Annotated in this window: 20 protein-coding genes; 14 read left to right on the top strand and 6 right to left on the bottom strand. The window is 57.1% G+C overall.

Annotated elements, in window-relative coordinates:
- Positions 1 to 108: 108 nt before the first annotated feature.
- The 3 genes from ACPOL_RS01100 (at position 109) to ACPOL_RS01090 (ending at position 3,378) form a co-directional block, all read left to right on the top strand.
- A complete protein-coding gene (locus ACPOL_RS01100) occupies positions 109 to 669 on the top strand; it encodes a DUF3011 domain-containing protein (protein ID WP_236657150.1) in 561 nt (186 codons plus the stop codon).
- Positions 670 to 1,111: 442 nt separating this feature from the next.
- Entirely contained in the window at positions 1,112 to 1,708 is a 597-nt protein-coding gene (locus tag ACPOL_RS01095; protein WP_236657149.1) for a Crp/Fnr family transcriptional regulator, read from the top strand.
- 398 nt (positions 1,709 to 2,106) lie between these two features.
- Complete coding sequence (locus tag ACPOL_RS01090) at positions 2,107 to 3,378, top strand: choice-of-anchor P family protein (protein WP_114205422.1); 1,272 nt, start codon at positions 2,107 to 2,109, stop codon at positions 3,376 to 3,378.
- 146 nt (positions 3,379 to 3,524) lie between these two features.
- Here the strand turns inward: ACPOL_RS01090 and glnD are convergent, their stop codons facing one another.
- Positions 3,525 to 6,122: a [protein-PII] uridylyltransferase gene (gene glnD, locus ACPOL_RS01085; RefSeq protein ID WP_114205421.1), complete on the bottom strand. Its 2,598-nt coding sequence runs from the start codon at positions 6,120 to 6,122 to the stop codon at positions 3,525 to 3,527.
- 245 nt (positions 6,123 to 6,367) lie between these two features.
- The gene (locus ACPOL_RS01080) at positions 6,368 to 6,706 is read right to left on the bottom strand and encodes a P-II family nitrogen regulator (protein ID WP_114205420.1); all 339 of its coding nucleotides are present in this window, start codon (positions 6,704 to 6,706) and stop codon (positions 6,368 to 6,370) included.
- A gap of 371 nt (positions 6,707 to 7,077) precedes the next feature.
- Between ACPOL_RS01080 and ACPOL_RS01070 the strand changes: the two genes are divergently transcribed.
- The 6 genes from ACPOL_RS01070 (at position 7,078) to ACPOL_RS01045 (ending at position 14,191) form a co-directional block, all read left to right on the top strand.
- Positions 7,078 to 7,647 carry an NADH-quinone oxidoreductase subunit B gene (locus tag ACPOL_RS01070; RefSeq protein ID WP_114205418.1) on the top strand — a complete coding sequence of 190 codons (570 nt, stop codon included), beginning with the start codon at positions 7,078 to 7,080 and terminating at the stop codon, positions 7,645 to 7,647.
- A gap of 213 nt (positions 7,648 to 7,860) precedes the next feature.
- On the top strand, positions 7,861 to 9,564 hold the full coding sequence (locus tag ACPOL_RS01065; protein ID WP_114205417.1) for an OmpA family protein: 1,704 nt from the start codon (positions 7,861 to 7,863) through the stop codon (positions 9,562 to 9,564).
- Between the two features lie 126 nt (positions 9,565 to 9,690).
- Positions 9,691 to 11,676 (top strand): VPS10 domain-containing protein, encoded by a 1,986-nt coding sequence (locus ACPOL_RS01060; RefSeq protein ID WP_114210539.1) that lies wholly within the window; start codon positions 9,691 to 9,693, stop codon positions 11,674 to 11,676.
- Between the two features lie 10 nt (positions 11,677 to 11,686).
- Complete coding sequence (locus tag ACPOL_RS01055; RefSeq protein ID WP_114205416.1) at positions 11,687 to 12,181, top strand: GNAT family N-acetyltransferase; 495 nt, start codon at positions 11,687 to 11,689, stop codon at positions 12,179 to 12,181.
- A gap of 30 nt (positions 12,182 to 12,211) precedes the next feature.
- Complete coding sequence (gene mqnE / locus ACPOL_RS01050) at positions 12,212 to 13,378, top strand: aminofutalosine synthase MqnE (RefSeq protein WP_114205415.1); 1,167 nt, start codon at positions 12,212 to 12,214, stop codon at positions 13,376 to 13,378.
- 105 nt (positions 13,379 to 13,483) lie between these two features.
- The gene (locus tag ACPOL_RS01045) at positions 13,484 to 14,191 is read left to right on the top strand and encodes an HAD family hydrolase (RefSeq protein WP_114205414.1); all 708 of its coding nucleotides are present in this window, start codon (positions 13,484 to 13,486) and stop codon (positions 14,189 to 14,191) included.
- Between the two features lie 73 nt (positions 14,192 to 14,264).
- Here the strand turns inward: ACPOL_RS01045 and ACPOL_RS01040 are convergent, their stop codons facing one another.
- Positions 14,265 to 17,306 (bottom strand): glycosyl hydrolase family 28-related protein, encoded by a 3,042-nt coding sequence (locus ACPOL_RS01040; protein ID WP_201759048.1) that lies wholly within the window; start codon positions 17,304 to 17,306, stop codon positions 14,265 to 14,267.
- A 534-nt stretch (positions 17,307 to 17,840) separates the two neighbouring features.
- On the opposite strand from ACPOL_RS01040, the gene ACPOL_RS01030 reads away from it, so the two are divergent.
- The 4 genes from ACPOL_RS01030 (at position 17,841) to ACPOL_RS01015 (ending at position 22,385) form a co-directional block, all read left to right on the top strand.
- Complete coding sequence (locus tag ACPOL_RS01030) at positions 17,841 to 18,263, top strand: Spy/CpxP family protein refolding chaperone (protein ID WP_114205411.1); 423 nt, start codon at positions 17,841 to 17,843, stop codon at positions 18,261 to 18,263.
- Between the two features lie 229 nt (positions 18,264 to 18,492).
- A complete protein-coding gene (gene fdhF, locus ACPOL_RS01025; protein ID WP_114205410.1) occupies positions 18,493 to 21,513 on the top strand; it encodes a formate dehydrogenase subunit alpha in 3,021 nt (1,006 codons plus the stop codon).
- 19 nt (positions 21,514 to 21,532) lie between these two features.
- On the top strand, positions 21,533 to 22,000 hold the full coding sequence (locus ACPOL_RS01020) for a helical membrane plugin domain-containing protein (RefSeq protein WP_150132861.1): 468 nt from the start codon (positions 21,533 to 21,535) through the stop codon (positions 21,998 to 22,000).
- Position 22,001: 1 nt separating this feature from the next.
- A complete protein-coding gene (locus ACPOL_RS01015; RefSeq protein WP_114205408.1) occupies positions 22,002 to 22,385 on the top strand; it encodes a DUF7009 family protein in 384 nt (127 codons plus the stop codon).
- On the opposite strand, the gene ACPOL_RS01010 is transcribed toward ACPOL_RS01015, so the two are convergent.
- Together ACPOL_RS01010 and ACPOL_RS01005 are read right to left on the bottom strand one after the other, a co-directional pair.
- Positions 22,373 to 23,017, bottom strand: coding sequence for a molybdenum cofactor guanylyltransferase (locus tag ACPOL_RS01010; protein ID WP_114205407.1), 645 nt, complete (start codon positions 23,015 to 23,017; stop codon positions 22,373 to 22,375). The genes ACPOL_RS01015 and ACPOL_RS01010 overlap by 13 nt on opposite strands.
- An 8-nt stretch (positions 23,018 to 23,025) precedes the next feature.
- Positions 23,026 to 23,409, bottom strand: a complete 384-nt coding sequence (locus ACPOL_RS01005) for a VOC family protein (protein ID WP_114205406.1) — start codon at positions 23,407 to 23,409, stop codon at positions 23,026 to 23,028.
- A 32-nt stretch (positions 23,410 to 23,441) separates the two neighbouring features.
- Between ACPOL_RS01005 and fdhD the strand changes: the two genes are divergently transcribed.
- A complete protein-coding gene (gene fdhD, locus ACPOL_RS01000; RefSeq protein WP_201759047.1) occupies positions 23,442 to 24,311 on the top strand; it encodes a formate dehydrogenase accessory sulfurtransferase FdhD in 870 nt (289 codons plus the stop codon).
- Positions 24,312 to 24,357: 46 nt separating this feature from the next.
- On the opposite strand, the gene moaA is transcribed toward fdhD, so the two are convergent.
- Positions 24,358 to 25,353, bottom strand: coding sequence for a GTP 3',8-cyclase MoaA (moaA, locus tag ACPOL_RS00995; RefSeq protein ID WP_236657148.1), 996 nt, complete (start codon positions 25,351 to 25,353; stop codon positions 24,358 to 24,360).
- Positions 25,354 to 25,404: the final 51 nt, after the last annotated feature.

Raw genomic sequence — 25,404 nt, 5'->3', positions numbered from 1 at the left:
GGGAGTACTCCGGAAACCTCTTTCGCTAATCTGGCGGCGGAGCGCTCCGGTTCGACCTTACTCTGTAAGGACGTGCCTCTAATTCTGCTGAGATATCTGGGGGATTTCATGCGCATCATCAAATACGTGCTCTTTGCGGTTGTACTCGCTATGATCGGTGCCCCTCGCGCGTCTGCCCAAAGCGGCATGACTTCCCAGAACGGACGAAACTTCACTTGTGCGTCCGATGATGGCCGCCGTCATTACTGCCCGGTGGACACCAGGGGCGGCGTACAGATGGTGCGACAGCGCAGCGGCTCCGCTTGCATTCAGGGACAGACCTGGGGATACGACCGCCGAGGCACCTGGGTTGATCGCGGCTGCCGTGCCGACTTTGTCGTTCTCGGCGGCGGCTCAAACTGGGGTCCTGGTCCGGGATATCCGCCCGGCAATAATTGGGGAGGAGGCTATCCTCCGCCTCCGGTGACGGTGCCCGGGAATGGCGGGGTAGTGACTTGCTCCTCGAATAACGGCGGCTATAACTTCTGCAATGCCTACACTCGCCAAGGTGTCAGATTGGTCTATCAACGCAGCGGCTCTCCTTGCATCCAGGGACAAACCTGGGGGTACAACAACAAGGGCATCTGGGTTGACCGCGGTTGCCGCGCTGACTTCTCCCAGGGGAGATAGATTTCTTGCGGAGTAAGTCGCTCAGGGTTAGCGCGCCGCGAAAGAGTGGATAAGACACCGGCTATGCCTGTGCTTCCCCGGATATTGCTGTCCAAATAGGTCAGCGCCATTTTCAAACGCGATTGGCATCGCTTCGCCACTCTTGATAACTTTTGCCAGGAAGTTATTGACCGTTTAGTTAACGGGATTGATTACTCAAGGTTCCTATGTTTCTTTGGTAATACCGCATGGAAGAAATCTGACAATATTTCTTATAGCTCCAAATCCAATTGTTTATCTCTTGCGTATGGCCAGCAGTTCAGGCTCGCCGTCCGGTGGGACGGGTATCCGGGCCGGAAGCGCTGAACAAACCAACGTAGGGGACTATTCAATGGAGAGCAAGGCTGCCGCATCACCTCTTGAGTCGTTTCTTTCTGCCGCTGAACCTGCGAATGGAAATGGAGTGCCGGCGTTTACTCCGGTACTCGCCGGACGCCTCAACATATTTCAATTGCTTCCCGCGGTCCGCTTGCTAAAGGCGGGTACGCTCCTGCTTGAGCAAGGATGCGCAGCCAGTTCCGTTTATCTGGTGCGCCAAGGGACGGTGAAACTGGAACACCTTACAACAAGTGGGCGTGAAATCACCCTCGGACTGCGCTCGGAAGGCTGGTATGCTGGATCCACTTCCGTCCTCATGGGCATCCGAACAATCTATTCTGTGCGGGCGCTCACAGATTGTGTCGTAGCCCGAATCCACGCCTCTCAGTTTTCACGGTTGCTGCAAGCCAGCTCGGAGATGATGTCCCATCTCCTTGAGGTACTATGCCTGGAACTCGCTTCCCAGATCAGTCTACAGATAGAAATGACCGGGTGTTGTGCGGAACAGCGTTTAGATCATTTCATGACAGAACGGGAGAGGGTTCATCCCTTCGGGGTAACCATGGACCCGTTGCCGATCCTCAAGCAGATGGAGCTTGCTCAACTGCTTTCGATTACCCCCGAGCATCTCAGCCGGCTGATGCAAAAGAGGAAACAATCCCGGTGCCGTCGCGTAGCCTGAGATTAGGCTACCCGGATGATACGGGCCGCACCGCAGTATTGTAACTGGTTGGATGGCGCGCTACTCTGCCGTTCTTGATTGCAGGCTTAATCGCTCTCGGCAGACGCGAACATCGGTACTGGCTCATTGAGGCAAGCCGGCCTCTTATTGATTCGCGTCTGCCATACTCCCTATGGTGCCCTGTTCGACAACTCCGCAACATCAAATGTTTCCTGGAGATGTGAAATTCCCCGGTACATCAATCCTTGAATAACTTGTTCAATATCTACGACAATTCCCATTAGAGCAAGTTTTGCGAATAAGCAAGTAAGTTGATTTAGATCAAGATGGTAAATGACGCGATTTGCTACTTTGCTGAGCGAAGGAGATATCAATCTCTTATTCAGTGGAGGCTACACATGCAAAAAGCAATGAGCGGCGGTAAGACTCGTCTCAATCGCGTTTTCATCGGAACAGTTTGTGCCGCCGCGGCACTCACTGCGGGCGCGACTCCCGGCTGCTTCGCCAACACCACCTACCATATCGGCTCGGCCTACGGTGCGCGGGTCAATGTAGGAAGTAAGGTAACTCTGGGCCCGATCGCTCCGGCGATATTGCCAACCTGCGACACCCAATCAGTCGGCACTTTCACCGCAAGTGCCGCGTCAATCAGCCAGGCGCCTTTGCTCAGCACGGGACTAGTCGACACCAGTTCGTCCAGTACCGCGACCAGTTCTAAGGCAACTAGCGATGTCTTCGGAGTCAACCTGCTCGGCGGTGTCATCTCCGCAAACGAAATCAAAGCAGTCAGCACAACAACGGTGGACGAAAGCGGGGTCTATCACTTCAGCAGCGCCGGATCGGAATTCAGCAACCTTTCCGTTCTTGGGCTTCCAGTCGCGGCCAATCCTGCTCCGAACACCACGATCGACCTTCCCGGAATTGGCAGCGTCATCCTTAACGAGCAGATCACTAAAGTCGAATCCGAAGAATCTGCGCTTACCGTGAACATGATTCACGTCAAAGTGACGATCGCGAACGAGCTCTTTAAACTGGGCACCGAGATCATTATTTCCGATGCATCGAGCGAGCTTCGATTGGTCAAAGGGCTCGCCCTGGTAGGCGGCTACGCATACTCCCCGCAACTAACCACTGGTTCAGTGAGTTCGGGACCGCTGGTTCGGGAACTCATCCCTTGCGCCGGCACCAACGGCGCTGTAGAGACGGATTCAGTCGCTTCTACGAACATTCCTGGGGTGGTGACAACCGGAACCGTTACCGTCACCGGAAGCGGCAATATTAACCATGCCGAGGCGACAAGCGAGGCGACTACCTCGGTAGCCGGTGTCAATCTGCTCTCGGGCCTGGTCAGCGCGACGGCGGTGGCGGCGACCGCGAACGCCATCACTACCAATGAGACCTCATTCGACTTCTCCGGCGGCAGCACCTTCACCGGGATCAGTGTCGCCGGACATCCGGAGATCACAGTCAACGTCCATCCCAACACCATGATCAATGTTGCGAATCTCGGCGTCTTGTACTTCAATCGAGTGCTCAAGTTTTCGGACAAAATAAAAATCGTGCCGATTGAACTCATCGTAAATACGAAGAACACTCTAGGATTGCCTGTCGGAGCAGATCTCACTATAGGGGCGGCAGAGGCGCAATTGCATAGCGCGAGCATCCCTTAGTGGCAGTGCGGAACTCGTGGCAATGCGGATCGCAACAGCTTGACTGTTGTCGGAATGAGCGGCCTGCGCTTTGGAGCTTTAGCTCTGGTCGCGGGCCGTTTCCGGCTGCCGCCGCGTAGCCGGACACACCGCCGCAACAGCAATGACTAGGCGGCCGCCTCGTTAAGGGCCGAACTGAGCGCTTCGCTCAATTTCTTTTGCAGCGGCTCGTCCAATTTAGCGCCTTCCGAAGTGAGATAGAAGACGTCGATCGCGATCTCGCCTTCGGTGTCGATCAGCGCAACCTCGATGTTGCAGCGGTGTTCTGCAAAGGTCCTGGCGACTTCGCGGAGTAGCCCCGGATAATCCTGCGCGACCAGTTGCAGGAGCGTGCTGTGCTCCGAAGATGAATTGTCGAATTCGAGGCGGTTCGCAATCTTGACTTTCGAAGGCTTCCGCTGGAAGGCATGGCTGCGGCGGCGCATCAGGGTTTCGAGTGGAGTCTTCAATGAGATGACATCGGTAATACTTTCCTCGAAGCGTCCGATCTCGCTCTGATTCAGCTCCAGGGTGCGAAAGGTGTCGGTGAATTGAAATGTATCGACGATCAGCCCGGCTTCATTCGAAAAAGCGTCGGCTTTGATAATGTTCATGCCCCAGGCAGAGAGCGCTCCGGCCATATCGGCGAAGAGCAATGGGCGGTCCATGGTCACCAGGGTGAGTTCCCAGAGCTGACGTGTTGTGCGGAAGGCTAGTTGCACTGGCTGGTTAGGAAGATCTAAAGCCATTTTGAAGTGGTTGCGGATCTGCTCCGGCAATCGGCTCTGCAGGTAGCGTTGAGGAAGGCCTTCCAGAAAGGCGCGAAGCTCTTCCTTGCGGTCGGGTACCAGAGCGAGTATGCGGTTCAGCATTCCGCTGTCCGCCTCACCTCGATAGCGCACTTCATCGACGCTGCGGTCGAGGAGGTTCGAAGTAGAGATGTAAAGCTGCCACAGAGCGTCAGCCTTCCACGGAGTTAGCGCACCGGGGTGCACGGCCTTGATGTCCGCGTAGGTCAGCAGGCAAAGCATCTTGAGATTGGCCTGGCTGATGACGGATTCGGCGAAGCTTCGAATATTCTCCGGATCGAAGATGTCCCGGCGCATCGCGAGCGACATATTGAGGTGATTGCGGATCAGCGAGCGGACGGTCTCGCGCTCTTCCGGATCAAAGTCGAGCCGCGCGAGCAGGCTTTCCGCGAGTTCGACGCTGGCTGCGCAGTGATCCCCATTGCGTCTCGCCTTGCCGGTATCGTGCAGCAGGATCGCCAGTAGAAAGAGGTCGAGCCGTTCGATTTGGGGTAGAAGCGCCGCGAAGCGCTGTTCGCCATCCTGCCGGAGCTGCCGCAGTTGGTGAATATTCTCAATCACCAGGAATGTATGTTCGTCGACCGTGTATCGATGATAGGAATCCCGGATCACTAGAGCATCGATGCCGTGAAATTCCGGGATGAGTAATTCGAGGACCCCGAGCGCATGCATGGTGCGCAGGGCATGGGCGGCATGGGGACCGAGCAGGATCTCCCGAAGGCAGTTCCACAGGAACGGACCCTCCGGCATGTGGACAGCTAGCACCGGCAGTGACTCGGCTACCCGATCTTCGGCTTTCTGCGTGAGCGAGTATCCGTGAGATGCGATTAAAGCGAAGACCCGAAGAATGCTATCGGCTTCATTGACTGAGGCGGTCTCATCGAGGTCGATCCGGCCTTGTTCGAGGAAGAAGTCGGTGCCGGCGATAGGTGTGCGTCGCCGCCGCACCTGACGGTAGAACGACTGGCGGGCCGGCGGGAGACTTTCCAGAATCAGGGTGGCGCGGCGAAAAACCGCCCGGGCATGCCGGTAGTAGGTGCGCATCCAGTAGGCCGGGTCGGCGGTGCCGCGCGTTTCCAGGCCTATGCTAAGCGCCGCTGCTTCGTCCTGCGCGTGCCAATCCAGAGTGTTGTCATCGCGGTTGCGGCGGAAATGCAGGAAACATCGAGTTGCGGCGAGGAAGTCGAAGGCCGACTCGGAATCATTCGAACCGTTCTGAAACGTGGGGCCGACTTCTTTAGGCCAGCTTTGCTGGTCGTGCAGGTACCGTAGCAGCGTGATCCATTGCGCCAGTTGGTAGTCCCGCAGACCGCCAGGGCACTCCTTGACATTGGGTTCAAGGTGAAAGATCGTGTTGCCGTATTTCGCATGACGGACACGCGCCATCTCGGCTAGCTTCTGAGTGATGGCGTTGCCCTCGCGAAGCAGGAGACCAGGCAGTATATCTATCTGAAATCGCCGGTAGAGTGTGTTGTCGCCGGTGATGAAACGCCGGTCTAAAGTCGAAACAATGAACTCGAGGTTGTCTGGATCGATCCTTTCACATTCTTTCAAGGTCCGCATGGCGGGACTGGCGCGAAGGCCGATGTCCCAAAGCCCTTGATTTGCGATCTGTACCGCTTCCCGGAACTCTCGCTCAGCCTCATCGTTCGCAAAGATATAGAGCAAATCGACATCGGAGTAGGGAAACAAATGGCGGCGGCCATAACCGCCAGTAGCAACCACAGCTACGCCAGAACGGTCAACCTCTTTGCCCAGCGCCTGTCTCCACAATGCTTTGAAGAGCGTATCAACTGAAATCGCACGCCGTCGGATGATGGCCGCACCGTCGCCGCTCCGCTCAAAGCTTTGGCGGAGGCTCACGAATTCCTGCTGGTAAGTCTCTCTCAGTTGAGAGAGAAGTGCACCGTCGGTCATGCTAGCGACAATTTCCCCCTGGTATAGCAGTATTCGCAGGCCGGAGAAGCGGTAACTGAGAGAGTTCCGGCAACTCCGCCCGTGGCCGAAGATGATTTGGCCTAACTGGTCAAGGCCGATTTACTTGGGTAAAAAAAGTCTACAGGCAATGCTGCGAATTCAAAGGGACAAAAATCGCCGTCCAGGGGGAAGGACTGAGCTCGGACCCGCGGCCGCTGGCATCCGGGTCCTATTCTGCAGCAGTATCAGAGGGCAGTCTCGCCTCGTTCGTCGTTTCGGATGCGAATGGCTTCATCCACTCGGGTGATGAATATCTTGCCGTCACCGATCTTGCCTGAGCGCGCGGCAGAGAGGATCGCCTGTACGGTTTTCTCGACCATTTCATCCCTGACGACCATCTCCAGCTTGATCTTTGGCAACAGGTCGACGGTGTACTCGCGTCCCCGGTAGAACTCGGTATGACCCTTTTGCCTGCCATGACCGCGAGCCTCAAGGATGGTCATGCCTTCGACGCCGGCCTCGATCAAGGCATCCTTTACTGCATCGAGCTTCGATGGCTGAATGATCGCTTCAATTTTCTGCATAGTTGTTCGCTTTCAACCTGACTGAGCACACGCGATATAAAGTTGATTTCGATGGTCAGAGTATCAGGTTCATCAATCGAGTATGGAGATGCCTCTCACAGGAAGTAGCGCCGGTTGGCGGGAATGCCAACCCTGGAGCGGTCGGGTTGCGGCGGCGGCCGTCATCCCGAAGTGCAGCGAAGCTCAAAATGTTTGAGCTCGACCTCATTGTTTTCTACATCCAAAAGCTGTGCGATTCCATCGGCCTGCATAAGCGGTCCGTGAAGTAGTGCTGTCGCATGGAGCGAAATCTAAGTGCTCCCTTTTGAAAAAAGCAGGCGAAAGTCGCAAAAAACGTCTGGAATGAGTTAGATCGGAGGTATATTGAGAATATGTCACTAGCGACTTCAGATCGATATTTGTTCGGTTCGCTCGAGAGCAGCTCGAAAAATCGCGAGAAGGTGCGAGAAGCCAATTACGGTTATGAGCAACCCGAGGGTGTGTTCATGACATCTCTGGATTTTGCGATCAATTGGGTGCGCAAGAGTTCGGTATGGCCGATGACCTTCGGACTCGCTTGCTGTGCGATCGAGATGATGTCCATGGGAGCTTCGCGATTCGATATTGCGCGATTTGGGGCCGAAGTATTCCGGCCTTCGCCCCGGCAATCGGACCTCATGGTGATAGCGGGCCGGGTGTCACAGAAGATGGCGCCGGTCATACGCCGCCTGTATGACCAGATGCCGGAACCAAAGTGGGTAATATCCATGGGCGCTTGCGCGACGTCTGGCGGCGTGTTCAACAATTATGCTTTGGTTCAGGGTGTGAATCAGGTCATTCCGGTGGATGTGTATGTGCCCGGATGTCCACCCCGCCCGGAACAGTTGATGTATGCAATTACTTTATTGCAAGAGAAGATTCAGCGGGAGCGGGGCAGTACGCGCCGCACATTAAATCTATAGGCGCCCCTGGCGAAGGTTCGAAAGGTTCGAAGTTTTTGAAAAGACCGTGTAGTAACAGCGGCTTAGCGTGTACCATTCATAGTGCTGCAGCCTGAAGTAAGCGCTTCGAGTACGCAACGCGCGGTATTGCAACAAGTTCGGTATGAGTCATTGCGGTCGGCTCATTAGTTTCACCGAGGTCACTTTTCACTAAGGTTTTTGGAGGATAGACGCATGTTTTCTTGTCCCACAGGTTCTCTGAGCCGAATTCTGCTCGTAGCTGGCGCCGTAGGGCTCGGATCATCGAGCTTATACGGACAGAATTCGCCCCCACCGGCCTCTGCCCCACCGGCCGCACCGATATCCAAGATAGATATCTTTCTTGGATATTCTTACCTCGCCCCTCACGGCACAATCACCACCACGCTCGCTGACGGGACGCTCAGCCCCGCGAAGTACTCTTCTGTGGACTATGGAGCGATCGGTAGCGGCAGTTACTTCTTCAACAAGTACGTGGGCGCTCAGGTAGAGATTGGGGTTCATCCGGACGGAAACAACGACGGGGCTTCGACCTATTCCGGCGGTATTATTGCCCGTTATCCCACCGATGAAGGCATCACCCCGTTCGTCCACGCGCTGGCCGGCGGTCTGCGGCTCGGCGGCCCGAACTATGAACCGTTGGCCTCTCACGCTTACACCTGGGGTACGGCTTTGACGGTAGGCGGCGGCCTGGATTATGGGCTGCCATGGTTCGACCATCACCTCGCCTTGCGCTTGTTCCAGGCGGATTATCAGTACTACCATGCCTCCTTCGGCCCCCAACCAGTAACCGGCGGTCGCGCTAACCTGAACAACGCACGCCTGAGCACGGGTGTCGTGGTGAAGTTCGGCAGCATCGTTCCTCCTCCTCCGGTTACCTACAGCTGCTCGGCTAGCCCGGCTTCGGTCTTCCCCGGTGACCCGGTTACGGTCACGGGAAGCGCCCTCAACCTCAATCCCAAGAAGACCGCCACCTACACCTGGTCGGGTTCTGGCGTCAAAGTTACCGGCGATTCGACGACCGGCAATGTCGATACCAGCAGCCTGAGCCCAGGCAGCTATACCGTGACTGGTCACGTCTCCGAGGGTCAGAAGCCAGGACAGTTTGCGGATTGCACGGCAAACTTCACGGTGAAGGATTACGAGCCTCCGACAATCACCTGCTCGGCCAACCCGACCACCATCAAGCCGGGTGATACGGCAACCATCACTTCGCAAGGCGTCAGCCCGCAGAACCGGCCTTTGACCTACAGCTATACTGCATCGGCTGGACAGGTAAGCGGCACTGGAACCACGGCGACCTTAACCACGACTGGCGCTCCTGCCGGTTCGATCACCGTCACTTGCAACGTGGCTGACGATAAGGGTCACACGGCATCCGCAACCACGAGCGTGAATGTGGAAGCGCCACCGCCGCCGCCTGCTCCTAAGACCTCAACTCTCTGCTCGATCACGTTCGGCCGCGACACCAAGCGTCCCGCCCGTGTCGATAACGAAGCCAAGGCCTGCCTCGATCAAGTTGCTCTGAGCGCTCAACAAACGCCAGATGCAAATGTGACTGTGGTTGGCGAAGCTGGACCAGAACCGGCTCCAGCCAAGGGCAAGAGGAAGCACGCTCCCGTCATCGCGAACCTGGCCGCACAGAGGGCCGTCAATACCAAGGATTACCTGGTCAAGGAAAAGGGTATTGATGCCTCCCGCATCTCGGTACGCACTGGAACGCAGAGCGTTGACGAAGTAGAGAACTACCTGGTACCCGCTGGCGCAACATTCGACAGCGACGTATCCGGAACCACAGCCGTTGACGAGTCGACAGTGAAGCCGCAAACGCGGACTCCGCTCGGCGCGAAGAAGGCTGCTCACCATAAGAAAAAGGCCGCTGCTGCTCCAGCACAGTAACCAGGTAGCGACCTGAAACCGAAATGGGCCGACCGATCTTTCGGTCGGCCCATTTTGATTGGCATCCACGCAGTATGCTTGAGAAGGCTTTTGTAGCCGCAAAATCAATTGCAGAACAGCAGGACCATGAAACACACAGCCTTACGCCTCTCTGCCCTCCTCGTTTTATCTCTTGCCTTCAACACCGCAGCCAAAGCTGCTTCCTCCACCGCCTGGGAGCCCGTCGGACCGCCCGGTGGAGATGCTCGGAGCTTTGCCGCCGACCCGACAAATCCCAAGCACATCTATATGGGTACCTTGGACAGCTGGATCTATGAGAGTCAGGACGGAGGGTCCACCTGGAAACGCCTGGTGAAGCTGGGCAAGTCGGAAAACCTGGTCCTCGACAACATCGTTGTCGATGCAGCGGATCCGAAGACGATCCTGGTCGGAGCATGGATCCTCAATCGTCCCGAAGGTGCACTCTATGTAACTCATGATTCCGGGGCAACCTGGTCGACCGTCCCGGATATGGATGGCGAGTCGATCCGTGCGCTGGTGCAGGCGCGGTCGAACCCCAAGGTCATGGTCGCCGGAACCCTGAAGGGCGTCTATCGCAGCGATAACGGCGGCGCACATTGGAAGCAGATCAGCCCGCCAGGCAGCAACGAGCTGCATGAAGTTGAATCGATCGCCATCGACCCGGCCGAGCCTAATACGATCTATGCCGGCACCTGGCACCTGCCCTGGAAGACCACCGACAACGGCTCCAACTGGCGCAACATCAAGCAGGGGGTCATCGATGACTCGGATGTATTCTCGATTATCATCGACCCCAAGCTGCCCACGGTCGTGTATGCGAGCGCGTGTTCGGGTATCTACAAAAGCGAAAATGGCGGAGAGATCTTCCGCAAGCAGCAGGGGATTCCAAACACAGCGCGACGCACCCGGGTGCTGATGCAGGACCCGGTGAATACGAGCATCGTTTTCGCGGGAACCACTGAGGGGCTGTATCAAACGACGAACGCCGGAGCCAGCTGGCAGCGGCTGACCGGTCCGGATGTCATCATCAATGACGTTTACGTCGATCCCTCGAATGACAAGCATGTTCTGCTTGCGACCGATCGTAGCGGAGTCTTGCAGAGCCAGGACGGTGGGGCCAGTTTCGCTGCTGCGAATACCGGATTCTCACAGCGCCAGGTGCAGACGCTGCTGGTCGATAGTCGAAATCCGGCCACGATCTACGCTGGAGTCCTCAACGATAAGACCTATGGTGGAGTGTTTGTTTCCCAAGACGGAGGCAGCACCTGGACTCAGCAGAGCAACGGACTCGATGGTCGCGACGTCTTCACCTTGCAGCAAGCGCCGAATGGAACGATTTACGCCGGAACCAACCGTGGAATTCTAGGTCTTGGCGATGATGGATGGGATGATCACGGCAAGGTTGTCAATACCAGGGAGGAAGAGACCACCAAGATCGTGAAGAAGAAAAAGGTGAAGGTGACGAAGACGGTGACCGAACCGGCAGTGATGCTGGAAGGTCGCGTGACCGGTCTCGACCTGAGCGGTTCCACCTGGTATGCGGCGACTGCCAGCGGTCTTTACACCAGCATCAACCAGGGCTCGACCTGGCAAGGAGGGCCAGTCTCAGGGCACTCCGACTTCCTTCGGGTCGTATCGAGCGGGGATATCACCTACGCGGCTGGACGGCAGTTCATCCTCAGTACTCAGGATGGCGGCAAGACCTGGCAATCGGGCGCAATGCCGCCAAACGTGCCCGTGTTGCGCTTCCTGGTGACCTCCTCTGATGGAAATCTGTGGTTGGCAAGCAGGGAAGGTGTCTTCTATAGCGAGGACCATGCACAGAGTTGGAAACAGCTCTCCAGTCTACCGTTCAGCAATGTCGATGGATTCGACTTCAATCAGGACACCAAACGGCTGATGGTTACGTCCGCGAACGGGACACTGCTGATGGCCATCGATCCGGTAAAGAAGGACTGGAAATGGTGGGACATTGGTTGGAACGTCCACACGGTCCACACCTCAGCAGGACGGTTCGTGGCTGCGTCGCTCTTCGACGGAGTCGTGTTGCAGCCGAAAGCTTCGCCGGAATTAGCGGCGGACGCCAAATAAATCATTCACAATGATTCGTCTTCGCCCGACCAGGGACGCAGATCTGGACCGCCTTTTCGAGCTGGACCAGATCTGCTTCCCGCCAGGCGTCGCCTACTCCCGAGGCGAATTTCGTTCGCTTCTGGGCTCTCCGCGCACGCTCGGCTTAGTGGCCGAGGCCGAGGGTTCGCTGGCGGGCTTCGTGCTCGCTCAAGCCAGCCGCGCTCGGCGCACCACTGGCGGCCACATCGTGACTATTGATACAGCTCCAGAGTTTCGACGCCGTGGTATCGGGAAGATGCTCATGGAGCAGATCGAATCGAAGATGGGCGAGGCCGGAGCGGAGTGGATGCGCCTCGAAGTTGCCGTCGACAATACCGCTGCGCTGGCCTTTTATGAGGGGTTGGGGTTTGAAGTTCTGGGTCGCATTCCCGGCTACTACCATCAAAATCTCGATGCTCTGGTCATGGAAAAGTGCCTGCAGGTGCGTGCTGTCGCAAACGGCCAAGCTGGCGACAGCCAATAGGTTTATCCTGAAAGAGATGGTGTCGAAACAATGACCGTGAGAGAGTTTCCAACTGAGCGCAAGTCTTTGCCCGCCCGCCACCCCTTCCAAACCGACGACCCGCGGCTATTGCCGATCGCCGACAAGGTGATGGCAGAGGAGCGCCTCAGTTTTGAGGACGGCGTGACGCTCTACGGTTCGGGCGACATCCTGGCTGTCGGATGGTTGGCCAACCTGGTCAGAGAGCGTCTCCATGGCAACGTTGCCTACTTCAATGTGAATCGTCACATTAACCCGACAAATGTTTGCGTGGCTGCCTGCCGGCTCTGCGCCTTTGGCCGGAAGAAGGATACGGCCGGGGCATATACCATGGCGCTCGAGCAAGCCTGGGAGACAGCGGCCTCCGGCTATAGCGAGGCGGTTACGGAGTTTCATATCGTCGGTGGGCTTCATCCCGACCTGCCGTTGCAATACTTTCTCGACCTGGTTTCAGGGCTCAAACAGCGCTTCCCCTTGGTCCACATCAAGGCCTTCACCATGGTGGAGGTGGCTTTTTTCGCCCGTCGCGCCAAGTTGACGATCGCGGAAACGCTGCAGCGAATGAAAGCAGCCGGCGTCGACTCCTGCCCTGGGGGAGGGGCGGAGATCTTCGCCGACCGCGTTCGGCACATCATCTGCGACCACAAAATCGACGGCGACGAATGGCTTGATACTGCCCGCCTGGCTCACCAGGCAGGGTTGAAATCGAATGCCACCATGCTTTACGGGCACATTGAGAACGATGAAGACCGGGTCGATCATCTGGTTCGGCTCAGGGCGCTGCAGGATGAGACGGGCGGCTTTCAGACATTCATTCCGCTCGCGTTTCACCCAGACAATACCGCCCTCGATCATCTGCCGAAGAGTACCGGACTGACCGATATCCGGCAGATCGCCGTAGGTCGATTGATGCTCGATAATTTTCCGCATATCAAGTCCTATTGGCAGATGGTGTCGCCAAAGATCGCGCAGATCTCCCTGCGTTTCGGCGCGGATGACATCGACGGCACCGTCGTTGAGGAAAAAATCTACCACGACGCCGGCGCGACGACTCCTCAGGGAATGCGGCGGCAGGATCTGGTCCGCTTGATCACCGAAGCCGGTCGCGAGCCCTTTGAACGCGACACCCTCTATCGCGCGGTAACGCGGACGGAAGAGGCGTTTACCGTGGCTGTTTAGAGCGCCTGTCGTGCTGCAACACCAGCTTCCGGGAAAACGTGAACTCGCGCAAGGCTTTGATGCTCCGCCGGCAGCAACACCCGCAACGTTCGCTAAACTGAAGCCATGACCTTTACTCCCCACCTGATTCCGGTCGAAGCGATACGCCTGCTGGTCTTCGATCTCGATGGAACCCTGATTGACTCTCGTAGAGACCTCGCGAATTCAGTGAACGCGATGTTAGGCCATTTGGATCGACCGGCGTTGCCCGAAGACGTCATTGCCTCGTACATCGGCGATGGTGCGGGTATGCTGGTGCGACGAGCCCTTGGCGACCCTGAGGACGAGACTTATGTCGAACGGGCACTGAAGTTTTTCTTGGACTACTACCGGGAACACAAGCTGGACTATACCCATGTCTATCCCGGAGTGCTCGAGTCGCTGGAGGCCCTGCAGTCTGGAGCGGATGGAAGCGGGAGACAGATGGCCGTCCTCACCAACAAGCCGGTTGGTCCTTCCCAGGCGATCTGCGAGGCACTGCGCCTGAGTCCCTACTTCTTTCGAATCTATGGCGGCAATAGCTTTTCAACCAAGAAGCCGGATCCGCAAGGCCTCAAGGCGCTAATTCAGGAAGCAGGAGTCGATCCGTTCGAGACTGTCATGGTGGGCGATTCGGACATCGATATTCTGACCGCGCGGAGCGCAGGAGCCTGGGCGCTCGCCTGCCGTTTCGGCCTCTCCCCGCATACCCTCGACGCCGCCGACCCCGACTGCTTTGTCGACTCGCCATGGGACTGGACAGACGCGCTGAGCGCCACCGGGATCACCCGATAGCGGCTCTCCCAGGTGGTGCGGGTTTACCGTCCGCCCAAGCTTTGATGAGCGTCCTCGAATTCGTACATCCACCTCAGCTTCGCGTTTTTACAGCGAATAGCGCATGGTGGGCAAGAATGAAGAGCGTCCGGCGATCGTCGCCGCCGAAGATGATGTCAATTGGGCGTTCAGGCACATCGATCTGGGCGATCTGCTTGCCGGCCGGGTCATAGACGAATATCTGGCCGTTGGCCACGAAGACGTTCCCTTGGCTATCGACTGCGACACTCTCGCCGCCGCGATCGGCAAAAGGCTTGAGGTCGCTCAAAGTGCCGTCTGCGTCAACCACGGCACTGTAGGTGCGGTCTTCAGATTCACTGCTGATATAGATTCGCTTCCCCGGAAGGGCAGCGAGAAACCCACAAGTGTCCAGGTTGTCGGAGAAGCGCCAGCCACTGTAGTCCGGCGGTCCCTGCTGAAAGACTCTGCCTGCGGGCAGGAAAAGGCTGCCGTCAGGCGAAACGTACTCCTTTTCCTTGGGAGTCGAGACATCATGGGTGAACATCTCGGTCAGCGTCGTGAACGTGAAGGTGTTGAAGTCGAACTGGTCCTCAAATTCGCCGTTGTTCCAATAGTTGACAGGCAAGAGCGCGGTTGCGCCCGAATGTCGCTGCCTTGGCTGCGGCGCAAGTACGGTGATCTGGTCCTTCGGTGATCCGGGCCGGAAAGAATAGACGGTCCCTTCCGGGCCGGCCGAGGACAGCACGAGGAGATCGCCCGTCTTATCGAAGGCCAGGTTAACGGGGTCAAGCGGATTGTCACGTTCGACGGTGAGACCTTCCGTCGGAGACCAGCCAAAGATGCGCTGCTGATGGTGGTCGACAAAATAGAGCTTGCCCGAGCTATCCACGGCCGCGCCGGAGATGGAAAAGAACCCGTCTTCCAGCTTCTCGACCTTCGCTCCCGGCGCGAGGACCTCAGACGCATCCGGCGGAGCGGGCGTGGGCGGGTTCGCCGGAATGTCCAGCACGGCGAACTCACGCTCCCGCACCTCGAGATGTTGCGTCATATCCTGGATGGCATTGTCGTAGGGAAATTTACTGACCCGCAAGAAAGTGCCGCAGCCGTTTTGGTCGCAGATGGCATATCCGCTCTCTGCGTTGACATGCAGGTTGCGGAAATGAATGCCCTCCGAGTTATAGAGGCGGACTGCCGCGGGGAAAGGCGCGCGGGAACGGGTCACGCGATAACCGTGATAGTTGGCGACGGTGATGTTCTTCGACCAGTCAAATTCGAGCGAGAGAGACTCAGGACTTTCGCCGGCCTCTTCCTCGGTCTGCGGCGCGTTGATGTCCCAATTCGCAACATGGTCGAACTTGATCTCGTTGCGCAGATGATGTTCGTTGGACAACTCGTAGACGTGCCCAGGCGTCGTGGTGTCGGAGACGTAGAAGCCCGCCTGCGCAAAGGTGTTGGGGGTCCAGATATCCGCGAAAGTCCCGCCGCCGCCATGCGTCACCCACAGGCTCGGGTATTGCCCATCCCAACGCTTTTGCAGATCAGAATCAGCGGTGTGGTTGTTGTTGTAGGGGTTGGTGCCGCTGCCATGACCGCCGAGAAAGCGCACATCGTCGATCAGCGAATCTTTTCCAGCCATCCAAAGCATCGCGACTGCGCGAGGATTGATGCCTCCGGTGAAAACTCCGAAGCCGCTGACCATGTTCGATCCGCCGGCCGGCGCGGAGATGACCGCTTTTGGCGTTCCGACACCCTCATAGCCGGGCGTGGAGTCGAGAAGGTCGAATTGGGTCTGGGTCGGATGCAGGCCTATTAAAACCGTGTCCGCTTTCATCGCAAGCGTGTCACTAACAACGTAATGCCCGCTGGGAAAGTAGAGCACGCGATGCGTCTCGATGGCCTTCCGGATCGCAGCAGTATCGTCGGTCGTTCCATCTCCCTTGACGCCAAGGGTATGAACATTAGTCCAGCTTTCTGTCGGCGGCAGCGCCCGGATCGCTGGTGAAAGAGCCGCGGGTAGAGCATTCAGCTCCGTCGCCTCATAGAGCATTCCGATGTTGCCGGTCTTTCCCTCGCCGGGAACGATGAGTCCAAAGTTGAAGTTATGAACCTGGTAGATCGCGCCCTTGCCTGCGACCTTCTTTCCGCTTTCGCGAAAGCGGGCAAAGGTTGGCACGGCTTGAAGCACGGCATTTTCGAAGCTGATCTCGGTGAGCGGGCTCTTCTCGTTGCTGATGATGACTGCGGCGTTGGAGACGTTCTCGAAGCGGCAGTCCTTCACCCATAGCTCGTCGGAATAATGCGGGTCAATGTCGATCGCGGTTGGCACACTGCGAAAGGTATCGCGAATCAGCGTGAGTCCAGCCTCATGCTCGCGAATTGCCGACTCGCGCTGGCCTTCAAACACCGAATCGATGAGCGTGAATTGCCAGGCCGGCGAGGTCTTATCGGTGAGGATGCCGTAGCGTCCGCCGAAGAAATGCAGATCTTCGGCTTCGTTACCGATCTCGGTGAGCGCAGCGAGGCCGGAGCCAATATGGAAATCCATGTGGCTGAGATAAGCGTGCTGGGCGACATGGAAGCGGATGGCGATCGCCGCCGGATTGCCTTCGCCAATCTCGAAATCAATATTGCTCATCGCCGAATAGAAGGTGCCCGAGTTGGCATCGGCAATCGCGTCGTTCGGCGGCACGCTGCCGGGGGGCGGAAAGGGAACTCGACCCGTTCGGGTAGGGTCGCCGGGGCGCGGCCCGGTAAAGATCACCATGTCGCCCACTCCCTTCTGGAAGCCGGGCGTGCTGTCTGCTAACACGAAGGTGGGCCGGGTTGCGCCATACCCGAAAAGGCGCACACCGGGCCAGACGTAGATGGTTCGCGTTAGACGGTAGCGGCCCGAAGGCACAAAGACGATGCCTTCGCGGGCATGATTCTCCGCCTGATCGATGGCTGCCTGGATCGACGCGCTATCATCGGCCTGCCCGTCGGCATGTGCTCCGAAGCTTTGTGAGGTAAGGAAGACCGCCCTTGGATCGTCAAGCCGCGTAGTCAAGACGGATGCGGCCCATGCAGGTAAGTGGGCTGCCAGCAACACCATGGCGCAAAATAAATACTTCTTCATATAGGCACTCATCCTGCTTCTCTGGTTGTACATCACGTAACGTTAATTCAAGAACCCGCCTCTTACCGCCGAATTTGTTCGTAAATCGGACCACTGAAAAGCTGATCCACTTAACTTGGCCTGTTTCTAAAGTGCGATGTCCGGAGGCGTTGTCGAGGGCGCCGCCCGATGTAGGAGCTGCTAAGTTTCCTGCAAAAGACCGGCGCGATCGTCCGAATTTCTTGTGAGAGCAAGGGTGTGACGGTCCAGTGATTTTGGCTTGAACGCGAGGGATGTTTCGTTCACGCCGACGGCGGCCACAGCTCGGTTTTATCAAACTCGAGGTGGGAGCGCTGATACAACGCGCTACCTTTGTCAAAAGTGAAATTAAATCCGGGTGTCTTCGGATGGGTTTGCCAGTAGATGATGGAAGCGAGCCGACCGCAGATTTTTTCTTCAGCTGCGGCTTGGCTAAAAAGTTTCCGTCTCCAGTAGTAGACAGAACTGACCGCGGAACTCACGGTCGCTGCTTCTGTCGAATTGGAGGAAATATCTATGCGGAAACTTCTCTGTGGCATTACTCTAAGTGCCTTTCTCGCGGTTGCCGCGAGTCTAGCGTGGGCACAATCCGGCGACTCTGCTCCACCCCCTCCGCCAAACGGCCACTGGGGACATGGCCCAATGGATCCGGCGAGCATGGCAGCCCATCTCGCCAGACGACTCAGCTTGAGTTCGGAACAGCAGAGCCAAGTACAGGCCCTCCTCACCAGCCAACAGGCCGAGCATAAGACGCTGGAGCAGAATCAGACCATCACCCATCAGCAATTTCTGGCACAAAGCAAGGCGCTGCATGAACAAACAGAATCCAAAATCGAGGCACTTCTAAACGACACCCAGAAGCAGCAGTTTGCGGAGATGAAGGCGCACGGCCGCCCTGGGCCGCCAGCAGACGGCGAGGGAGCGCCGCCTCCGCAATAACGCAGTCGTCATAGGGCCCACACTTACTCGAAGGCCGCTCGGGTGTAGCGGCCTTTCTGCCGTGCGGGGCAGTCACGTGCGGGGATGTTTCCAATTTCACCTGCTTACCAGCCTTAAGCGGCCCGTGTTCTCCTGGGACCCGGGACACGCCCGCGCTTCCGTAAATTTTCAAGCGGCGGCACACTGAGATCCTCAACGATCCGCTTGCCTCTGCATCTAAACTGAGATTATGTGTCCCGAAGCTGTTTCTCCGCTTGCCTCCCAGCCGAGCGTTCCCGCATACGGCCCGACGCTGACCATTGACGGCGCCCTTCATCCCATTGCCGATCATAAGTATCTTGTCGATCTGCTCAATAGTTCAGGCCGCGTAATTCCGCAGGTGTGCTACCACCATCAGCTCGGACCGATACAGACCTGTGACACCTGCATGGTTGAGGTGAATGGCGAACTGGTTCGTGCGTGTGCGACGAAGCCGGCGGCGGGGATGAACGTCAATACGGAATCGAAGCGCGTGGACATGGCGCAGCGCGAGGCGTTCGATCGGATACTCGGGAACCACTTACTTTACTGTACGGTTTGCGACAACAATAACGGCAATTGCACGGTGCATAATACGACGCATCTGCTGGGCGTCGTTCACCAGGCTCGGCCTTACGTCCCAAAGCCTTTTCCAAAGGATATGTCGAACCCGTTTTATCGTTATGATCCGGATCAGTGCATCCTGTGTGGACGATGCGTTGAGGCTTGCCAGAATGTTCAGGTAAATGAGACGCTTTCGATTCGCTGGGAAGATCCTCATCCGCGTGTTCTCTGGGATGGAGGCGAAAAAATTGAGGGATCGAGCTGCGTTTCCTGCGGGCACTGTGTCACCGTCTGCCCGTGCAATGCGCTGATGGAAAAATCGATGCTCGGAGAGGCCGGCTATTTCACCGGATGGCCAGCTAAAGCGCTCGAAGAGATGATCGATGTGGTCAAGGGCATCGAGCCGGAGCTGGGCTATCCCCCGATTCTTGCCCTCTCCGAGACCGAAGCAGCCATGCGGGAGGCCCGCACCAAGAAGACGAAGACGGTCTGCACATACTGCGGCGTTGGTTGCAGTTTTGATATCTGGACGAAGGACCGGCACATCCTGAAGGTCGAACCCGCCGATGGCGCCGCGAATGGGATTTCGACTTGCGTGAAGGGAAAGTTCGCCTGGGATTTCGTGAATGCTGACGATCGGCTCACCTCGCCGCTGATTCGCGAAGGAGATAAATTCCGTAAGGCCAGCTGGGACGAAGCTCTGAAGCTGATCGCGTCAAAGTTTACTGAATACAAGAACCAGTTTGGTCCCGATGCGCTTGGCTTCATCGCCTCATCGAAATGCACCAATGAAGAGAGCTACCTGATGCAGAAGCTAGCGCGGGCGGTGATCGGCACGAACAGCGTCGATAACTGCTCTCGCTACTGCCAGACCCCTGCCACCATGGGGTTATCGAGGACCGTTGGTTATGGCGGCGACTCTGGATCAATCACCGATATTTATAAGGCTGGCTTGGTGCTCATCGTGGGAAGCAACACCAGCGAAAGTCACCCTGTACTGGCGACCCGGGTGAAGCAGGCACATAAGCTGAATGGGCAGCGGTTGATTGTGGCGGACCTGCGGGAACATGAGATGGCGCGTCGGGCAGACATCTACTTCTCGCCAAAACCAAGTACGGACATGGTTTGGCTTTCTGCCGTTACCCGTTACATTTTGGACAACGGGCTGGCCAAAATGGATTTCGTCGACCGATGGGTGAACGGCTTTGAAGAATATCGCAAGAGCCTTGAGCCCTTTACCATGGAGCATGCCGAGTCGGTGACCGGCATCTCCGCGGAGACGCTGCGTACAGTCGCCCATGAGGTAGCGAAGGCCGATGGGGTTTGTATCCTCTGGGCGATGGGTGTAACTCAACATTGCGGCGGTTCGGATACTTCGACTGCGATCAGCAATCTATTGTTAATCACCGGAAACTATATGCGTCCCGGCGCGGGGGCCTATCCGCTTCGCGGCCATAACAATGTCCAAGGCGCGAGTGATTTTGGATCCATGCCGAATTACTACTCCGGCTACCAGAAAGTGGAAGACGATTCTGTGCGGGAGAAGTTCGAGAAGGCCTGGGGCGTCAAGTTGCCCACGAATAAGGGTCTCGACAACCATCAGATGGTGGACGCCATTCACGAAGGCAAGCTGAAGTCTGTCTATCTCAAGGGTGAGGACATGATCACCTCCGACTCGAACGCCAATTATGTTGGGTCCGCTCTCGAGAAGCTGGAATTTTTCGTTGTTCAGGACATCGTCTTCAGTGAGACTGCTCGCTACGCCAATGTAGTGCTCCCCGCGTCTCCGAGCCTTGAGAAAGAAGGCACGTTTACCAGTACCGAGCGACGCATTCAGCGGTTGTACCGGGCGATGGAACCGCTCGGAGAGAGCCATCCAGACTGGCAGATTATTCAGATGGTCGCAAACGCGTTAGGCGCGGAGTGGAAGTATGAACATCCTTCCCAGATCATGGCAGAAGTAGCGTCGCTCACGCCACTGTTTGCAGGAGTCACCTACGAGCGGCTGGAGGGATACAAGACCCTGCAATGGCCAGTGGCCGCCGATGGAAGCGATCAACCGCTACTCTTTACGAAGAGCTTCCCGTTCCCCGACGGCAAGGCAAAACTCTATCCGCTTGAATATGTGCCGCCGAGCGAAAAGTTGGATTCGGAGTACGATCTTCACTTGAATAACGGACGGCTTCTGGAACACTTTGAGCAGGGGTCGATGACCTATCGCAGCGAAGGGATTCGAGAGATTACGCCGAACAGTTTTCTTGAAGTGTCGCCTGAGTTGGCTTCGGAGCGGGGGTTGGAGTCGGGTCGTTGGGTGCAACTGAAGTCCCGCGACGGGCAAATCAAAGTGCAGGTTCTGGTGACCGACCGGGTCCATGGAAAACAGCTTTACATGCCAATGAACACGGTCGAAGAACCAGTGAACCGCTTGACCAGCAGCAATACAGACCGTGCCACCCATACTCCGGCATTTAAAGAGACGGCGGTGCAGATGCGTGTTTTGCCCGACTTAGGAGATAACCCTTTGCCGAAGCGGAATTTCCGCTACGGGCACCCGACCCCGCAGCAGGGTGTCGAAGTGGAACGAAAGTGGAAGCGAAGCGACTATTACGTTCCCGGGACGGGCAAGGACGATCGTTTGGTCCAGATCGAAACAACCAAGAACACTTAATCGGAAGTCGAGGTTGAAAGTGGCAAAGCAGATCGAATTCAAGCAAGTAGCTGCTCCTCCAGAAGAAGCACTGCGTCTAAAAGTTGAGACCGCCCCATTTGAGCACGGCGAGGCATTGCTGAAGGCCTATGCCTTGCTCGAGACGGCCAACAAGCACGGCATACTTGATCTTTTACGCGGCGCCATCAGCGCAGAAGACACAATCCTTAACAAGGTGGCTGGCTATGCGAACACACCGGAAGGCATCAACACGATGCGCAACTTACTGGTGCTGGGCAAATCGCTTGGGACACTCAATCCCGACTTCCTGCGGGAGGCGAGCCAGGATTTAGCCGCCAGTGTGCAGGACGAATGTAAGAAGCAGCCTGCGGGTCTCTTCGCCACAACCCGAAGGATGTTCAGTGGTGACGCTCTGCGGGGTCTTTATATCCTGATCGCCGGCTTGGAAGCGCTGGGGCGGACTGCGCGCAAACGGGAGAAACTATAGCGTGAAACTTCGCATACACGGGAAGTCTCTGCGTCTGCGTATCTCACGGTCGGAGTTGACGCGTTTTGTTGAGACCGGGCTGCTCGAAGAGACGATCTACTTCGGAGTCAACGCAAGTGCGGGACTGACCTATGCTCTCGCTTGGGATGATTCCAGTTTGGAAGTGGGCGTTGAAGCCGCCCCGGGCCGCGTCAAGATTGTGTTGCCTGCCGTGGACTCGAGAATCTGGGCAAGCACCGATCGGGTTGGGCTCGGCGGGGAGGTCGATTTAGGTGTCCGGGGAGTCTTGTCGGTGCTGGTAGAGAAGGACTTTGCCTGCCTGGATCGCAACGAAGAAGAGAACGCCGACACCTTCCCGAATCCTCTGGCCGCTCATGTTTGCTGACTTGGATAGGCCGGCGGCTGGGATTGCCAGTCGGATGGCTGGTTCCAGTTCGTAAAGTAGATTACTTCCGAGCTTTCAAGTGGAAGGCTTTGCACCAGCCCAGCCTCAAGGGCGTCGCGCACAAAGCCCTGCATCGAGTATTTCCCTTGAGCTAGATGGCTTTCGATCAATTGCTGCGCACCCTTGGGGTAAACGGCGGCGAGAGGTTGATATCTTTCTCCCTCCATGGGCACACAGCCGCTTGTGCTGGTGCATTTACAGAGTATTTTGTGCAGCATGGCGGGTGTCATAGCGGGCATGTCCACTGCTAACAGAAGAACAAGATCCTGGCTCGAGCGGGGCAGCACGGCCGCTAAGCCTCCTATCGGACCACAGTCCGGCTCTTGGTCGTGAATTGTTCGTGCGTCGAAGCGCGAATAGTTAACATCCGGGCGACCGGAGATCAGCAGTTCTTGAGCTCCACACGCTCGCAGACACCGAAGTTGGCGCTCCAGAAGAAATTCATCCCCGATTCGCAGAAAGGCCTTATCGCTGCCCATGCGGGTAGAACGTCCTCCGGCCAGAACGCAAGCGGAGAACGCAAGCGGCGGATTTCGGTTGACCTCAGCATTTGTCGGGTCGCGCAAATCCATCGCGGCAATCAGAGATAATTGGAGATCTCGACCAGATTATGATCGGGATCGCGTATGTAGACGGAGCGGATTTTGCCGACTGCCCCGGTCCGGTCGACTGGTCCTTCTTCAACGTGAACACGCAAGGCGGTCAGATACTCGACGACTTCCTCCAGTGGGGTGAGGGTTATGAAACATAGGTCTCCGGAGCCGGGTGTCGGGTGCGCTGCCTTGGGATTGAACTCGTGTCCGCGCTGGTGCAAGTTGATCTTTTGCTCGCCAAATCGCAGCGCCTTCCGGCCTTCAAAGGTGACAGCGTCCATGCCGAGAACTTCAGTATAGAAGTCGATCGTGGCGTTGAGGTTGGCGACGGTGAGCACGAGATGATCGAGTTGTTCGATAGCAAATGCCATAAGTAGGGAATCATAATCCAATTGCAGGTTGCATGATGAACGGAACCAGTCAGTCGATGGCACGTTCGCCGCGACGGAGCGTCGAAGTCACCGAGGTCATCGAGTGGCGCGACGGCGAGACACGGCGCGTCGTCGATTATCTTGCCGCTGAAGAGCCGTTGGAGATTCGCATTTTTTCCGCCGGAGCGTCCAGTGTTCCAGTCTCGGTAACAATGCGTACACCCGGGCACGACCTTGAACTGGCCGCCGGATTTCTGCTGACCGAGGGGATCATTGATGATGCGCAAGAGCTGCTTGGAATTCACGCACTGACCGATGAGACCACTGGCAAGAGCAACGTCGTCGAGGTTGAGATCAGCTCTTCGGAATATGACCCTGCAGCCATGCAGCGGAATTTCTTCGCCGCTTCGAGTTGCGGCATTTGCGGAAAGGCGTCGATTGAGGCAATCCGGAGAAGGGGATTGCGCGCCTCGAACCCTGGTTTCCGGGTGACGCCGGAGGTTCTTTGCTCGCTCGGCGAAAAGCTACGCAGCGATCAGGCGATCTTCGAGATGACGGGCGGCCTGCATGCCGCGGGCTTATTCACAGCTTCAGGTGAGTTGCTGACGAGTCGCGAAGACATAGGCCGTCATAATGCTGTCGACAAGATTGTCGGATGGGCGCTTCTTGAGAAACAGCTTCCGTTGTCAGAGCACATCCTGATGGTAAGCGGTCGCGGCGGCTTCGAGTTGGCGCAGAAGGCGATTGCTGCGGGGATTCCGGTGATGGCTTCGGTTTCCGCTCCTTCGAGCCTGGCGGTCAAGCTGTCACGCGAGTTGGGCTTGACGCTGGTGGGTTTCTTGCGGGGCTCAAGGTTTGTGATTTACTCAGGTGCGGAGCGGCTGCTTCAATCGGCGAGTTGATCCTCGCTGGTTTTCAACTTCTGAAGTGTCCGCGTTGATCTTCGAATCACCCGCCGATGTGGACCATGCTCCGGGATGGTTTGAGGAAGCCGGGCTCGCCGATGTGGTGGCGGGCTTCTTTCTTCTGGATCGTTGCCTCGATAAACGCGGCCAGGTCGGCATCGGTTCCTCCGCGTTGCAGAACTCCGTAGAGATCGTGGTCCGACTGCGAAAAAAGGCATGTGCGGATCTTACCGTCGGAGGTGAGCCGCACGCGGCTGCAGGCTCCGCAAAACGCTCTGGATACAGGGGCGATGATGCCGACTTCGCCAACGCCGTCGTCGAAGGTATAACGCATGGCGGTCTCGCCGATTGTGGTTGGCGGTAGCGGCACCAGCGAACGATAGCTGTTCAGGATGTCCAGCATTTCGTTGTAGCCGAGGACCACATCGGGCGCCCAGACTCGTCCTTCTTCGAGCGGCATGAATTCAATGAAGCGAACAATGACTCCTTCGTCGCGAGAGAAGCGGGCGAAGTCGGCGATCTGATCCTCATTGAAGCCGCGCATGATGACGGCATTGATCTTGACCGGCTCGAGGCCGACCCGTTTGGCAGCTCGAATTCCGGCCACGACGGCTTCATAGCCATTCGCGACCCGGGTGATTCTCGCGAACTTCGCCGGATCGACCGCATCCATGCTGACCGTGACCCGGGAAAGTCCGGCATCTCTGAGTGGCTGCGCGAGTTTGGCGAGCAAGTGCCCGTTGGTAGTGATGGCAACATCGAGCGGTTTGCCGGAACCTGCCGTTGTCATCGAGGAAAGTTGCTCGATCATGGGCAGGAGTTCTCTACGCAGCAGCGGTTCGCCCCCGGTGATCCGCACTTTCTCGATACCCAGCGAGACAAAGACGCGCACCAGACGAACGTAGTCCGCGATCGGGAGTTCAGAGAACGGCACATCTTCTTCGCCGGAACGACAGTAGACGCAGCGATAGTTGCAGCGATCAGTGATCGAAACTCGCAGGTCGGTGATTCTGCGTCCGAGTTTGTCGGTTAATGGCACGATTCTCTGTAAGATGCGCCCACGCGAAAGGGATCGCAATCGCGTCGCTGT

The sequence above is a fragment of the Acidisarcina polymorpha genome (assembly GCF_003330725.1).
Lineage (GTDB): Bacteria > Acidobacteriota > Terriglobia > Terriglobales > Acidobacteriaceae > Acidisarcina > Acidisarcina polymorpha.
The sequence above is the reverse complement of the archived record's forward strand: the minus strand, read 5'-3'. Positions and strand labels throughout refer to the sequence as shown.

Bases quoted from the DNA above. Each gene is read 5' to 3' on its own strand.
- ACPOL_RS01030 (WP_114205411.1), top strand. From the start codon at position 17,841: ATGCGGAAACTTCTCTGTGGCATTACTCTAAGTGCCTTTCTCGCGGTT.
- ACPOL_RS01005 (WP_114205406.1), bottom strand. From the start codon at position 23,409: ATGGCATTTGCTATCGAACAACTCGATCATCTCGTGCTCACCGTCGCC.
- fdhF (WP_114205410.1), top strand. From the start codon at position 18,493: ATGTGTCCCGAAGCTGTTTCTCCGCTTGCCTCCCAGCCGAGCGTTCCC.
- ACPOL_RS01090 (WP_114205422.1), top strand. From the start codon at position 2,107: ATGCAAAAAGCAATGAGCGGCGGTAAGACTCGTCTCAATCGCGTTTTC.
- ACPOL_RS01070 (WP_114205418.1), top strand. From the start codon at position 7,078: ATGTCACTAGCGACTTCAGATCGATATTTGTTCGGTTCGCTCGAGAGC.
- mqnE (WP_114205415.1), top strand. From the start codon at position 12,212: ATGACCGTGAGAGAGTTTCCAACTGAGCGCAAGTCTTTGCCCGCCCGC.
- ACPOL_RS01010 (WP_114205407.1), bottom strand. From the start codon at position 23,017: ATGGATTTGCGCGACCCGACAAATGCTGAGGTCAACCGAAATCCGCCG.
- ACPOL_RS01040 (WP_201759048.1), bottom strand. From the start codon at position 17,306: ATGAAGAAGTATTTATTTTGCGCCATGGTGTTGCTGGCAGCCCACTTA.
- ACPOL_RS01045 (WP_114205414.1), top strand. From the start codon at position 13,484: ATGACCTTTACTCCCCACCTGATTCCGGTCGAAGCGATACGCCTGCTG.
- glnD (WP_114205421.1), bottom strand. From the start codon at position 6,122: ATGACCGACGGTGCACTTCTCTCTCAACTGAGAGAGACTTACCAGCAG.
- fdhD (WP_201759047.1), top strand. From the start codon at position 23,442: ATGATGAACGGAACCAGTCAGTCGATGGCACGTTCGCCGCGACGGAGC.
- ACPOL_RS01055 (WP_114205416.1), top strand. From the start codon at position 11,687: ATGATTCGTCTTCGCCCGACCAGGGACGCAGATCTGGACCGCCTTTTC.
- ACPOL_RS01065 (WP_114205417.1), top strand. From the start codon at position 7,861: ATGTTTTCTTGTCCCACAGGTTCTCTGAGCCGAATTCTGCTCGTAGCT.
- ACPOL_RS01100 (WP_236657150.1), top strand. From the start codon at position 109: ATGCGCATCATCAAATACGTGCTCTTTGCGGTTGTACTCGCTATGATC.
- ACPOL_RS01060 (WP_114210539.1), top strand. From the start codon at position 9,691: ATGAAACACACAGCCTTACGCCTCTCTGCCCTCCTCGTTTTATCTCTT.
- ACPOL_RS01080 (WP_114205420.1), bottom strand. From the start codon at position 6,706: ATGCAGAAAATTGAAGCGATCATTCAGCCATCGAAGCTCGATGCAGTA.